General features: G+C 47.1%; 14 protein-coding genes and 1 pseudogene. 13 read left to right on the top strand and 2 right to left on the bottom strand.

From position 1 onward, the window contains the following. Position 1 precedes the first annotated feature (1 nt). The 4 genes and pseudogenes from prpF (at position 2) to ABDK09_15770 (ending at position 4,187) form a co-directional block, all read left to right on the top strand. Positions 2-1,199: pseudogene (gene prpF / locus ABDK09_15785) on the top strand (2-methylaconitate cis-trans isomerase PrpF). A gap of 24 nt (positions 1,200-1,223) precedes the next feature. Then, positions 1,224-3,101 (top strand): propionyl-CoA synthetase, encoded by a 1,878-nt coding sequence (locus ABDK09_15780; protein ID XAW88554.1) that lies wholly within the window; start codon positions 1,224-1,226, stop codon positions 3,099-3,101. A 202-nt stretch (positions 3,102-3,303) separates the two neighbouring features. Further along, positions 3,304-3,717 carry a hypothetical protein gene (locus ABDK09_15775; GenBank protein XAW88553.1) on the top strand — a complete coding sequence of 138 codons (414 nt, stop codon included), beginning with the start codon at positions 3,304-3,306 and terminating at the stop codon, positions 3,715-3,717. 35 nt (positions 3,718-3,752) lie between these two features. After that, positions 3,753-4,187, top strand: a complete 435-nt coding sequence (locus tag ABDK09_15770; GenBank protein ID XAW88552.1) for a GNAT family N-acetyltransferase — start codon at positions 3,753-3,755, stop codon at positions 4,185-4,187. Positions 4,188-4,225: 38 nt separating this feature from the next. Here ABDK09_15770 and ABDK09_15765 read toward each other — a convergent pair whose 3' ends face one another. Beyond that, positions 4,226-4,621, bottom strand: coding sequence for a hypothetical protein (locus ABDK09_15765; protein XAW88551.1), 396 nt, complete (start codon positions 4,619-4,621; stop codon positions 4,226-4,228). A 525-nt stretch (positions 4,622-5,146) separates the two neighbouring features. On the opposite strand from ABDK09_15765, the gene ABDK09_15760 reads away from it, so the two are divergent. The 9 genes from ABDK09_15760 (at position 5,147) to ABDK09_15720 (ending at position 11,234) form a co-directional block, all read left to right on the top strand. Beyond that, positions 5,147-5,560, top strand: a complete 414-nt coding sequence (locus tag ABDK09_15760; GenBank protein ID XAW88550.1) for a GNAT family N-acetyltransferase — start codon at positions 5,147-5,149, stop codon at positions 5,558-5,560. Between the two features lie 197 nt (positions 5,561-5,757). Continuing rightward, entirely contained in the window at positions 5,758-5,991 is a 234-nt protein-coding gene (locus ABDK09_15755) for a hypothetical protein (GenBank protein ID XAW88549.1), read from the top strand. A gap of 515 nt (positions 5,992-6,506) precedes the next feature. Then, positions 6,507-6,932 (top strand): hypothetical protein, encoded by a 426-nt coding sequence (locus ABDK09_15750; GenBank protein ID XAW88548.1) that lies wholly within the window; start codon positions 6,507-6,509, stop codon positions 6,930-6,932. 63 nt (positions 6,933-6,995) lie between these two features. Next, positions 6,996-7,649: a transglycosylase domain-containing protein gene (locus ABDK09_15745; protein XAW88547.1), complete on the top strand. Its 654-nt coding sequence runs from the start codon at positions 6,996-6,998 to the stop codon at positions 7,647-7,649. A gap of 320 nt (positions 7,650-7,969) precedes the next feature. Further along, the gene (locus tag ABDK09_15740) at positions 7,970-8,371 is read left to right on the top strand and encodes a hypothetical protein (protein ID XAW88546.1); all 402 of its coding nucleotides are present in this window, start codon (positions 7,970-7,972) and stop codon (positions 8,369-8,371) included. 98 nt (positions 8,372-8,469) lie between these two features. Then, positions 8,470-8,925 (top strand): N-acetyltransferase, encoded by a 456-nt coding sequence (locus ABDK09_15735; GenBank protein ID XAW90763.1) that lies wholly within the window; start codon positions 8,470-8,472, stop codon positions 8,923-8,925. Positions 8,926-9,005: 80 nt separating this feature from the next. After that, the gene (locus ABDK09_15730; protein ID XAW88545.1) at positions 9,006-9,428 is read left to right on the top strand and encodes a GNAT family N-acetyltransferase; all 423 of its coding nucleotides are present in this window, start codon (positions 9,006-9,008) and stop codon (positions 9,426-9,428) included. A 497-nt stretch (positions 9,429-9,925) separates the two neighbouring features. Next, a complete protein-coding gene (locus ABDK09_15725; protein ID XAW88544.1) occupies positions 9,926-10,594 on the top strand; it encodes a hypothetical protein in 669 nt (222 codons plus the stop codon). Further along, positions 10,587-11,234 (top strand): DUF3307 domain-containing protein, encoded by a 648-nt coding sequence (locus ABDK09_15720; GenBank protein ID XAW88543.1) that lies wholly within the window; start codon positions 10,587-10,589, stop codon positions 11,232-11,234. Before ABDK09_15725 ends, ABDK09_15720 begins: the two co-directional genes overlap by 8 nt. Positions 11,235-11,503: 269 nt before the next feature. Here ABDK09_15720 and ABDK09_15715 read toward each other — a convergent pair whose 3' ends face one another. Further along, positions 11,504-12,121: an HAD family phosphatase gene (locus tag ABDK09_15715; GenBank protein ID XAW88542.1), complete on the bottom strand. Its 618-nt coding sequence runs from the start codon at positions 12,119-12,121 to the stop codon at positions 11,504-11,506. Positions 12,122-12,162: the final 41 nt, after the last annotated feature.

The following is a 12,162-nucleotide window of genomic DNA, read 5'->3' as shown; positions in this document are numbered from 1 at the left end:
AATGAGCAATGTCAGCATTCCTTCACAAATCAAAGTGCCAGCGACGTATATGCGCGGCGGAACCAGCAAAGGGGTTTTCTTCCGTTTAGAAGACTTACCAGAGGCGGCGCAAAGCCCGGGCCCGGCGCGCGATGAGTTGCTGCTGCGTGTCATCGGCAGCCCGGATCCATACGGCAAACAGATTGACGGCATGGGCGGGGCAACGTCCAGCACCAGCAAAAGTGTGATTGTCAGCCTCAGCACTCAACCGGATCACGATGTGGATTACCTGTTCGGTCAGGTATCGATTGACCAGCCGTTTGTCGACTGGAGCGGTAACTGCGGCAATTTGTCGGCCGCGATCGGCCCGTTTGCGATTCACGCCGGTTATGTCGATCCGGCGCGGATTCCGCACAATGGCGTGGTCGCGGTGCGGGTGTGGCAGGTCAACATCAGCAAAACCATCGTGGTGCATGTACCCATCGTTAACGGCATGGTGCAGGAAACCGGAGAGTTTGAGCTCGACGGGGTGACATTCCCGGCGGCTGAAATTCAGGTTGATTTTGTTGACCCGGCCGACAGCGACGGCGCCATGTTTCCCGACCGGTAACCTGGTGGACGATCTTGACGTGCCCGGCATCGGCACCTTAAACGCGACCCTTATCAACGCCGGTATTCCGACCATTTTTGTCGATGCTGCATCGATTGGCTACCGCGGTACTGAGCTGCAGGATGACATCAATAGTGATGAAAAAGCACTGGCGATGTTTGAAACCATTCGCGCGCACGGCGCACTCAAGATGGGGCTTATCAGCGAGCTGGAACAGGCGAAGGCGCGCCAGCACACGCCGAAAGTGGCCTTTGTCGCGGCGCCGCAAACCTATCATGCTTCCAGTGGTAAAACAGTACAGGCCGAAGAAATTGATGTGCTGGTACGCGCTTTGTCGATGGGCAAATTGCACCACGCCATGATGGGCACTGCAGCAGTAGCAATCGCCGCCGCGGCCTGTGTGCCGGGGACTCTGGTCAATTTAGCGGCCGGAGGCGGTGAAAAGCAGTCGGTGACCTTTGGTCATCCGTCCGGAACGCTCAAAGTCGGCGCCAGCGCCGCTCAGACCGAACAAGGCTGGGTGGTCGAGAAAGCCGTGATGAGTCGCAGTGCACGTATTTTGATGGAAGGCTGGGTTCGCGTCCCTGCGCAAACCATCACATTTGGCTAAGCCAGAATTTGAAGGAGAAGCACCATGTCTGCATATTTAAAGGAATATCAATGGGCACAGCAACAACCGGAAGAATTCTGGAAGGTTCAGGCCCGGCACATCGACTGGTTTGAGTTCCCGCAAACCATTTTACAAAAAGACAATCACGGTATTGAGCGCTGGTTCCCGGACGGCCTGCTTAATACATCCTGGCTGGCACTGGATTACCACTGTGAGCAGGGGCGCGGCGATCAAATCGCGCTGATTTACGACTCACCCGTGACCGGCAAAAAGCAGCGCTACAGCTATTTTGCCCTGCGTGACAGTGTCGCCCGGGTGGCTGGCATGCTGGCCGAGCAGGGCGTAACCAAAGGCGACCGGGTGATCATCTATATGCCGATGATCCCGGAAGCGGCCATGGCGATGCTGGCTTGTGCGCGCCTGGGTGCAATTCACTCGGTGGTATTTGGCGGCTTTGCCCCGAATGAGCTGGCGGTGCGAATTGAAGATGCCGAGCCGAAAGTGATCATGACCGCATCGTGCGGCGTGGAAGTGAACAAGGTGATTCCATACAAGCCGATGGTCGATCAGGCGATTATGGACAGCCGCTGGAAACCGGAGAAAGTGGTGGTTTATCAGCGCAGCGAATGCCGCGCCGAGATGACCAGCGAGCGCGATCTGGAATGGAACAGCCTGATTCAGGATGCGCTGCCGCACGCCTGTGTACCTGTGCTGTCGACCGATCCGTTATATATCCTCTACACCTCAGGCACGACCGGTAAACCGAAAGGCGTGGTGCGTGATAATGGCGGTCACGCGGTGGCGATGAAGTACTCGATGAGCTGCATCTACAACGTGCCGCAGGATGGCGTGTTCTGGGCGGCGTCAGACGTGGGCTGGGTGGTTGGTCACTCTTACATTGTCTATGCGCCGCTGATCCACGGGTGCACCACGATTCTGTACGAAGGTAAACCGGTACGTACGCCGGATCCGGGCGCGTTCTGGCGCGTGTGTCAGGAGTACAAGGTGAATGCTCTGTTCTCGGCGCCGACGGCGTTCCGGGCAATCAAAAAAGAAGATCCGAACGGCGAGTACCTGAAAGATTACGACTTATCCTGTCTGACGACGATTTTTATGGCCGGCGAACGGCTCGACCCGCCGACCCTGGAATGGGTTCAGGCACAGACCGATAAGCCGGTGATTGACCACTGGTGGCAAACCGAAACCGGTTGGGCCATCGCCGGTAATCCGACCGGACTGGAGCTGATGCCGGTTAAAGCGGGTTCAGCCACCAAGCCGATTCCGGGCTATCAGGTCGAGATCTTAAACGAACTGGGCGAAGTGGCGGCACCGAACGAGCAGGGCTTTGTGGCGCTGAAGCGTCCGCTGCCACCAAGCTGTCTGCCAACCGTGTGGCGTAATCACGACCGGTTTGAATCCGGCTATCTGTCTCAGTTCCCCGGTTACTATGTCTCCGGTGACGGCGGCTATCTGGATGAAGAGGGTTACCTGTTTATCATGGGCCGGATTGACGATGTGATTAACGTTGCCGGGCACCGCCTTTCGACCGGTGAAATGGAAGAGATTGTCGGCGCGCACCCGGCGGTAGCCGAATGTGCGGTAGTCGGTGTGCATGATGAGCTCAAAGGGCAGCTGCCACTGGGTCTGGTGGTGCTGAAAGATGGGGTAAAAGTCGACAGCCTGGCACTGGAATCCGAACTGGTTTCCAGTGTGCGCAGCCAAATTGGTGCGGTAGCCTGCTTCAAACATGCCCTGGTGGTTGAGCGTTTGCCGAAAACCCGCTCCGGAAAAATACTGCGCCGCATTATTCGTCAAATCGCAGATGGTGAAAGTTATACCGTGCCGTCAACGATTGATGATCCGGTCAGCTTGAGCGAGCTGGAGAAAGTTTTGCACTCGTAACTGGAATAAAAACCGCCCGGCTTGACCGGGCGATTTTTATTATGGCTCTGTAACGCTGTGACCTTTTATGAGGATTAACCCGGCTTGACCTGTCGAACTCAATAATGAATTATGTGTTTAATTTTATATGCCGGTTCGATGTTGTTGGTATCAATCAACCCATTGCAGCGGCTTAACAGGAAGTTAAACACAGGCAGAATATATGGGATTGATAATCGGGCCAATGATGATTCTTTGGCTGGGCGCACTCTTATTTACGTTACGTATGGGCTACCTATTTCTGATCGATAAGCCTCTGTTTCCCTATGTGTGCGTTGTGGTGATAGCGGCTATCCTTGGCTCGCTGCTATACGTAGCCGGTGGTTTGTCGACATTCCGCGGGCACAGCGAACTTTGGGTGTTTGAAATATCATGGTTTTTCCTTGCCAATAAGTACGCTATTTCGTTGTTTGTTTTAGCTGCAATGGCGTATCTCTTTGGCAGCAATCTGTTTAGCGGCGATATATCAAGAGCGGTTATTTTTATTCTCGCTTTTTCTATCACCTCCGGAAGTCTCATCGGTAGCCTGAGCGCCAGCTCATTCATGCAAAAGTACAATATATCTGCAACGTACTGATGGTTATCCGTTAATACATAACAAGGAGAGTGGGCGTGGTCAGTATTCGTCTAATGGATATCGCCGATTATGATCAGGTGATTACCCTGTGGGCACAAACGGAGGGGATGAGTATCCGCGATGCGGACTCTCGCGAGAGTATCGCAAGCTACCTGGCCCGTAATCCGGGATTAAGTTTTGTCGCACAAAGTGGCGCGGACATTGTTGGCGCGGTGTTGGTCGGCACCGATGGCCGGCGCGGTTATCTGCAGCACCTGGCGGTGGCGCCACAGTGTCGCGGGCAAAATCTGGGTCGTCAGCTGGTTGAGCAGTGCACCCAGGCGCTGGCTGACATCGGTATTCCTAAAACGCACCTGTTTGTGCTGAACGACAACCTCAATGCCCAGCAGTTCTATCAAAAGCTGGGCTGGTTCCCGAGAGATGAAGTGCGCATGTATTCGTTCAACAGTTCAAGCAACAGCAACGTTTAATGATTTACCATGCATTGCTGTATTCACGGTTGCATTCATCAGTGCGGATAGTGTTCCGGTAATAGGCCGTGGCCCTGAATTTCCGCCAGATAGATAAGCCCGTCAATCACCCGAATCGGCGTCAGCAGGTTATCTTGATCGCAATGGTCGAGTTCAAAAGCCAGGTACAGGCGCTCATTTTCAATCTTGATAAACAGGTTGCCTTGCGGCGCTCGCTCCTGAGTCAGCGCAAAGGTGCCGATAGCGAGAAAGTGTGAGCTTTTCAGGCTGTTGGTGGCGTAGATATCACTGTGCATTTTGTGGGCGAGGGTTAAAAAATCGAGCAGCAGGTTAATCTGTTCGTCAGAAACCGTATCCAGTGCTTTGATATGTGGCTGTTTACAGAAGCGTTCTAGGTAGCTCAGCATTTGGTCGATATCGTTGTCAAATAGCATGTTGGGTTTCTCTTGGGGGAAGGCGTGGGGATTTTATCTTCATGATTGGGTTATCACAATGTTTTGGGTGTGGTTGTTTAAGTCCTCGCTTTAGTCGTTTGTATGTCACTCTCTGGCTTTTGGTGGTTTTTTTGGTGTTGGTGCAAATGAGCTTGTTGTGGGATTTAAAACGATTTCGTTGTGTTGTATGTCACGCTCTGATTTGGTCGATTTCTTTTAGCTGAGTGCCAGCGTACCAGTCACTCTTTGCTTGCGCCAAAGAGTGACCAGAAAGGCGCTTGGGTTTCTTTGGCGTTGTGCAGGCCGGTTTTAGGCGTTCCCGACGCCGAAAACCTAAAAAATCGTCCTGATTTTTTGCCTTCGGGTCAGGGCTTCCCAAGCTGTTTGCTCGCTTTTGTTTTGTATGCTTCCATTTGTCTTTCTAAATCAGCTCCTTAGTTTGATTATTATCCATAAATTGATAGTAAAATATGTGCCTGGTTTGGTATGGTGTTTAAGACCTATTGAGTTGTATTGAGGGATAAGATGGAGTTTGAGTTAGATCTGGCACCGACCGATGAAAGCATTACGGAAATATGTAATGGTTTGATTGAGCATAATTCACCGTTTTTAAACGGTATCACCCGCGAGAAGGTGGCATTGTACGCTCAGTCGGAAGGGAAAAAAGTCGGCGGTGTGACGGCCGATATTTTTGGTCACTGGTTGCAAATCAACTATCTGTGGGTTGATCAATCGGTGCGCAGTTCAGGCGTTGGCAGTCAATTACTGCAACAGCTCGAAAGCCACGCCAAGTCGAAAGGTTGTCACTCCTCAATGGTAGATACGTTCAGTTTTCAGGCTAAACCGTTTTATGAGAAAAATGGCTATGTGTGTCAGATGACACTGGATAACTGTCCTGTTGAACACTCGCGGTACTTTTTTACTAAGGTGTTGGGGTAGAGTTGAGAATGGTTTCGTTGTATTGCATGTCACGCTTTGATTATTCCCTGTGCCTTGATAACTAAACTCTCTGGTGTTGAAGTTTGTCAGAATATGCCGACTAGCTTTCTTTAGAAGTAAAAATAATGAAGTTATTTTCAATAATTACACTGCTACTCCAATTGGTACTCATCGCCTGGGCGAAGTACTACGGGTACATGATGGATATTACCTTAACAAAGCTGTCTTCAGCTTCAGAATCTGAAGTTGTTAAAGAGCTGGTAATGATTAAACACTATCAGGATTTAGAGAGCTATTTAGGTTTGGCGACGGGTGTGGTTTGGATAATGTTTATCCTTATCGCCATTTTCAAGAAAGTTCTCAATACCAAAGAGGCTCAATTGACCATTTATGTACCGATGATCGCGAGTTTGGTCGTGGGTATGTTTTAGTTTGCGGTGTTGTATGTCACGCTCTGACTTAGGTGATTTCTTTTAGCTGAGTGCCAGCGTGCCAGTCACTCTTTGCTTGCGCCAAAGAGTAACCAGAAAGGCGCTTGTTTTCTTTGGCGCTGTGCAGGCCGGTTTTAGGCGTTTCCCGACGCCGAAAACCTAAAAAATCGTCCTGATTTTTTGCCTTCGGACAGTGGTTTCAGAGCGTTATTGGTAAGTTTTTGCTTAAAAACTTAATGCGATTAACAATGTTGACTCGTTTCTTTTGGTGTTTGTTGATTTGGTCTGACGAATAGTTGATTATGTATTCAGTTTACTATGGTGTGTTAGATAGAATCTGTCGGTATTTTGTGAATTCGAGTGTCAATGATCTGCATGTCTAACGTTAGCTTATGTCAATTATAATCAGTGAGTTACGTTGATTTTGATGAGTTCGGTACCGTATTTTAGACAGACAAGTTCTGGCAGACATTGTCTGTCTAACAAGTGTTAGCTGTTACTTCAGGAATGGGTATATGGAAAATGTGTTCGGAGATGTATTAGCAACCGTTATTGGTGGCTGTATTCTAACATTTTTATTTTTTTTGATAAGGGAGAAGTGTTTTCCTTTACCTAACATTAACGGTATGTGGCACCTAAAAAACATTACAGAGAATAGTGCATATAATCCATATAAAGGAATGACATTAGGCTATACCGCTATTTTATGGTGTGAAGGAAACAAGGTTTCGGGCACTACTGAAAAAGTTTATGAAGACTCAGTTAACGGGGCGCGGAACTTTATTGGTACTAATAGGTGTCGTGGTGTTGTTGATGGCTATATCCAGAAAAATTATTTCTCAAAGGACAAAATCATTTTGCATGTAGTAGAAGATGGATTCGGCCGTGAGTCTACATACTCATACGAAACTTACAGTTCACAACGAAACACGTACACTTGAAGGAGTATTTTCTACAATGGTTGCCGATCAAGATGGATATACAACTTGGTGTAGGGAAAAAATTTGAAGTTATTATACTTACTTTTGTCCTTACCTTATATGTTAGCTTCTTGTTTACTTTATGTTTTTAGTCCTAAGTTCAGGTGTTTAAAGCGAGAAGTAACGAATAAAATAATAGATCTAGAACATCACTTTCCGGCAGAATATAAGGATTATTTGCAACTGTCAGAAGACCACCGCAGTAATGTTCATTTCGGTGTTGATCAACTATCTTTCTTTCGAGTTTTGTATGTCTATTTGATCAAAGGAACCAAACAAGGTGCTAGCACTATCGAGCAGCAATTGGTTAGGACTATTACAGGACGCTACGATTTGACGCTAAAAAGAAAGTTGTCAGAGCAACTATTAGCTATATTAATTTCAAGAGAATTTGATAAGAACCAAATAACATCAGCATATATTCAAACTGCATATTTGGGAGGTAATATCAGAGGAATTTTTCAGTTAGCTAAACATTTGGGTTTAGACGTCTGGCGTGATAGCGAGACTCTTTCTGTAGAACTCGCAATTCGTTTAAAGTATCCAGAAACCATCAGTACATACATTTTTGTGGTTAACAAAATATCAGAAAAGAAAGGAGCACATCCTAGCACTCGTGAACAAACAGCTAACAAAGCAAATCAATGGACGCTTAACGCGTGGTCACTTGTTGATTAAAGTTTTAAATCTGTTGTGACATTGGTGAAAGCGCCACTGTTTGCAGCGTTATGTGAGACTGACTAATTTTCAATTAAGGAGAAATTTTTGATGGAAAATGTATTTTTTAGACCATGGGTGGGGAATCAATATGGCAATGAAAATTCACTTTTCCGATACAAAATCCTTATTCTTGGTGATTCTCATTATTGTACGGAATATTGCAATAGCTGTGGGTCTGATGAAAAAAACAGCAATATGGTGAGTTCACAACTAATGTGCTAAACGACTATTTAGATCTTAATAGTTCTGGTCGATGGAAAAGTACATTCACTACATTTATGAATAGTTTTATCGCTGGTAGCAAAAACTCAGATCAATCTCGAGTGGATCTTTGGAACTCGGTAGTATTCTATAACTATCTTCAAGTCGCAGCTGGGGAGGATGCACGACAAACCCAGTATTATGATTATACAGAATCTAAGCATAAAGCTGCTTTATTGGAAGTTATCGAGGAACTTCAACCAGAATTTATCATTAGTTGGGGAAATAAAGCGTGGGATGCAGTGCCTGCGGATTTTGGGTATGGTAAATATCATCTTAGTTCAACACATGAGCATTGTTGCTGTATCTATCCATTTAAAGACAGAGAAATTAAGTTAATTGGTACTACTCATCCATCAACAGCATATAGATCTTCATATTGGTCTAATATTTTCCATGAATTAGGCGTAAATGGATAGTTTCACATAACAAGTCTCAGCAATTGACAAAAATACCTGTCACTAATTTTGGTACCCAAAATATAGCGCCATGTATTTTTGCAAATGTGCTCAGCGTTATGAGGAATATGGATATCAAATTAGTACAAATCAAAGCAGATGAGTTCGATAGTTTATTCTCTGTTGTAAAACAGGCTATCTACGCACATGTTGATGCAGTTTTTGGCTGGAATGATGATGTTCAGAGTAAGCGTCTAATGGACGATTATGAGCCCAATTGGTTTAACTGGATTTACCAAGAGGGGCAGCGTGTAGGTATGCTTTGTTTCAAACCATATGACAATGCTCTTCATGTGCATTTGCTTGTTGTATTTCCAGAATTTCAGAACCAAAAGCTAGGTGAGAAAGTAATGAACTATGTTCATCATCAAGCTTGTTTGCAAGGACGAGGCAGTATAACGTTATCAAGCTTTGTAAGAAATGAACCCGCAGTGAGATTCTACAAATCACTTGGTTATCGTGTGATTGGCCGTGATGAAAATTTCTATTCTTTGTCACTTCAAGTTTCCTCATAACCAGTCAAACAAGAAGGACGCGCAAACTACTCGTGCCTTTCTTGAGGCGTTATGTGCTTTCAGGTCAAAAAAGGAATTTCGTGAAAGTTGAGATAGTAGAATCGGTATCAATGGATTTGGCAGCTGAGCTTACAAGAGTGAATATGCTTCCATATTATAAATCCAGAAATATTACTTGGGATCCAGAAAGATATGAGCAGATTTGGTCAGAATTTGAGAACTTTGATGTTAAATATCAAGGACAGTGGGTTGGTATTCTGAGATTTTCGAGTGATGAAAATGCACTTTATGTTAGAGATATTCAAATTGATTCAAAATACCAAAAATTGGGTATTGGTGTTCAGTGTTTAAAGTACGCACTAGACAGAGCCAAATCACAGGCTTTAAGTCGTCTAAGACTGCTAGTTTTTAGCGAAAATCCGGCATTAAATCTTTATAAAAAATTTGGTTTCAAAAGTGTTGGTGAGTCTAATGGTTTGATAAAAATGGAATTAATTGTTTGAACGCACATAACAAGTTGCTTAATCGGATTGCCAACGCATGGTGTTCTCAGGCCCATTGAGCCGCTATGGTATGGTTGTTGTGATTGAGTTTTTTTAACGTCGGTGGTATTGCTTAAAAGATCACAACCATAGGGCAAAAACTCAGGACGAATTTTTAGGTTTTTGGCGTAGGGAAACGCCTAAAACCGGCCCGGACAGCGCCAAAGAAAATAAAGAGAACCCCTTTTTCTGGTTCCTCGCTTTTTGTTTATGAGGAATCAAACAAAGAGGGACTGGCCCGCTTGCACCAAGCTTAAGATATCGAGAAAGTAAAAGCGGGACATACAAATGTAGCCCAATGTAACAGGTCACGAGACAGCGCATCCATCCAACCCTCCCGTCAAAAGCAGATCTTAGCCATAAACAACCAAAATCCCACAGTTAGCCATAAAGAGCTAAATTTGCATATTTAGCCAAAAATAGCTAAATTAACTCCAGGTGAAAAAAGGAGTATTCGCGTGGAGTCGACCGATCAAGCCATTGCCGTGATCATCGGTGATGTCGTCAATTCAACCAAGCTCAGTTCAGAGCAGTTTGAGCAGTTGCTCAAACAAATCAAACAGATACAACAATGGATCACCGCTGGTGGCGCGGATAATGCGCACAGTATTGAGCGCGGTGATGAGTTCCAGAGTGTGGTGCGCGATATTGAGCAGGCGCTGCGCTATACCATCTTGTACCGGGTCGGGATTAAAGCGCTCGGTAAGCCGTTTGACAGCCGCATCAGTTTTGCCATTGCGGCCAAAGCAGATTTGCGTGAGGCGGTATCAGAGTCAATGGGGCAGGCGTTTGTACTGTCCGGGCGCGGTTTGAAAGCGCTCAAAAATGACCGCCTGGTGTTTCATTCCGACAGCAGCGCATTGACTGATCAGTTCACGCTGCTGTTTAAGTATCTCGACCGTCAGTTGAGTGAGTTAACCGCGCGCCAGTGTGAAGTGTTGCTGCCGATGCTGATGAGCGAAGACGGGATGACGGTGAGCGAACTGGCCGAACAGCTTGATATCGCCACGGCGACGGCGAGTAAATCGCTCAAGGCATCTGGTTGGGCGCTGCTCAGTGAGCTCAATGAGTGCTTTATCCGTGCGGTAAAGGAGAATTACCAGGCAAAGGAGGATCAGCATGACTGAGTTCTTTACTATCCTGGTGCCGTTTCTGCTGGTGCACATTCTGGTTGAATTTTACTTACAGCCTGAGTGCTGGCTACAGGCCAAGATGACTCGCGGGTACCGTTCTGCCGCGTTGTATTTGCATGCGGCGCTGCATGGCTTAGTGTTGATCATTCCGGCCATGACGCAGCGTTCAGACTGGGGGGCGGTCTTGAGCCTGGCTGGGCTGGTGCTGATGAGTCATGTGATCGTTGGCTGGATTAGATTTCACCCGCGTCATCGCGACAAGTTCGGCTACTTTGTTTTCGACCAGGTGTGGCATGCGGTGCTGTTAGCGACGATGGCGTTTTACCTCACTGACAGCGCGTCGCTGCAAGCGATTGTGCAACATGAACAGTTCGCGGATGGTGTGATGGTGCTGTTTGCTTATCTGCTGATCCTGAAACCGACCTCAGTGCTGATCGGCTCGATTCTGAGCAAGTATCCGATTGCGGTATCGGATGAAGAAGAGGGCAATGTCAGCGGGTTGGTTGCCGGTGGTGAACTGATTGGCTATTTAGAGCGTTTGCTGATCCTGACGTTTACCCTGCTTGGCAGTTACGCCGCGGTTGGTTTTGTACTGGCGGCAAAGTCGATATTTCGCTTTGGCGAAACTGAATAAATCGGCTGATCGCAGCATGGCTGAATATGTTTTGATCGGCTCGTTAGTGTCTGTGGTGATCACGACTCTGGTGGGCACCTTGGTTTCACTCGGGCTGGATGTGCAAATCAAGTAGCTGATTTTGCCGGCTTACTCTTCATCTATTTCCCTCTCATTGGTTTTCCCTCTTTGTGTATCGAAGAGGGAAAACACAGCGAAACGAGCAGATAACGTATTCAAACCAAGCCGCTCACTAAAACGCTTGCAGCAGGCTTATATTCGCAACGGGATTAAAACTCTAAGCCAAGTGCTTTTAAGGCCTGTTCGCACTGCGCGGCATTCTCAAACTGAATGGCGCTGATGCCGACGGCCTGCGCGCCGCGCACATTATTGGGCATATCATCAATGAACACCGTGGATTCAGCACTCAGGCCGTTTTGCGCCAGTAATGCCTGGTAAATGGCGGGCTGCGGCTTCAGGCAACCGACCTGAGCGGAGATGGTGGCACCTTCGAATAGCGGCCAGAAGTCGTAGGTGGTTTTGAGGTAGTCGACCACTTCACGCACGTTATCGGTCAGGGCATACACGCCATAACCGGCCGCTTTGACACGCTTGATTAAATCCACCGATCCGAATAGCAGGATCTGGGTCTGTTTGACGTAATAAAACAGGCGTTGGCACTCGAGTTCAGATAAACCAAGGTTGAGCTGATACTGCTCTTTGGCCTCGGTTTCGGTAATGACGCCGATATTGAGATCCATCCAGGTCTGCGATTTAAAGATTGAACGCACTAAGGATTCACAAAACTTTTCTTCGCCGAAGGCGAGGCGGGCAATTTCCGGCGGCGACCAGCGAACAATCACGTTTCCGACATCGAATACGACATTCTCAATGGGTTGTGGCTTCATTACGGCTCCTTATTACAATCACATACGCTTTAAATTAGAAC

Origin of the sequence: Vibrio sp. CDRSL-10 TSBA, assembly GCA_039696685.1 — a bacterium.
Classification (GTDB): Bacteria; Pseudomonadota; Gammaproteobacteria; order Enterobacterales; family Vibrionaceae; genus Vibrio.
The sequence above is the reverse complement of the archived record's forward strand: the minus strand, read 5'-3'. Positions and strand labels throughout refer to the sequence as shown.

What these genes read in the sequence shown, in the direction of transcription:
- ABDK09_15780 (XAW88554.1), top strand. Translation starts at nt 1,224, where the DNA reads ATGTCTGCATATTTAAAGGAATATCAATGGGCACAGCAACAACCGGAA.
- ABDK09_15775 (XAW88553.1), top strand. Translation starts at nt 3,304, where the DNA reads ATGGGATTGATAATCGGGCCAATGATGATTCTTTGGCTGGGCGCACTC.
- ABDK09_15765 (XAW88551.1), bottom strand. Translation starts at nt 4,621, where the DNA reads ATGCTATTTGACAACGATATCGACCAAATGCTGAGCTACCTAGAACGC.
- ABDK09_15760 (XAW88550.1), top strand. Translation starts at nt 5,147, where the DNA reads ATGGAGTTTGAGTTAGATCTGGCACCGACCGATGAAAGCATTACGGAA.
- ABDK09_15755 (XAW88549.1), top strand. Translation starts at nt 5,758, where the DNA reads ATGATGGATATTACCTTAACAAAGCTGTCTTCAGCTTCAGAATCTGAA.
- ABDK09_15750 (XAW88548.1), top strand. Translation starts at nt 6,507, where the DNA reads ATGGAAAATGTGTTCGGAGATGTATTAGCAACCGTTATTGGTGGCTGT.
- ABDK09_15740 (XAW88546.1), top strand. Translation starts at nt 7,970, where the DNA reads ATGAATAGTTTTATCGCTGGTAGCAAAAACTCAGATCAATCTCGAGTG.
- ABDK09_15735 (XAW90763.1), top strand. Translation starts at nt 8,470, where the DNA reads ATGAGGAATATGGATATCAAATTAGTACAAATCAAAGCAGATGAGTTC.
- ABDK09_15720 (XAW88543.1), top strand. Translation starts at nt 10,587, where the DNA reads ATGACTGAGTTCTTTACTATCCTGGTGCCGTTTCTGCTGGTGCACATT.
- ABDK09_15715 (XAW88542.1), bottom strand. Translation starts at nt 12,121, where the DNA reads ATGAAGCCACAACCCATTGAGAATGTCGTATTCGATGTCGGAAACGTG.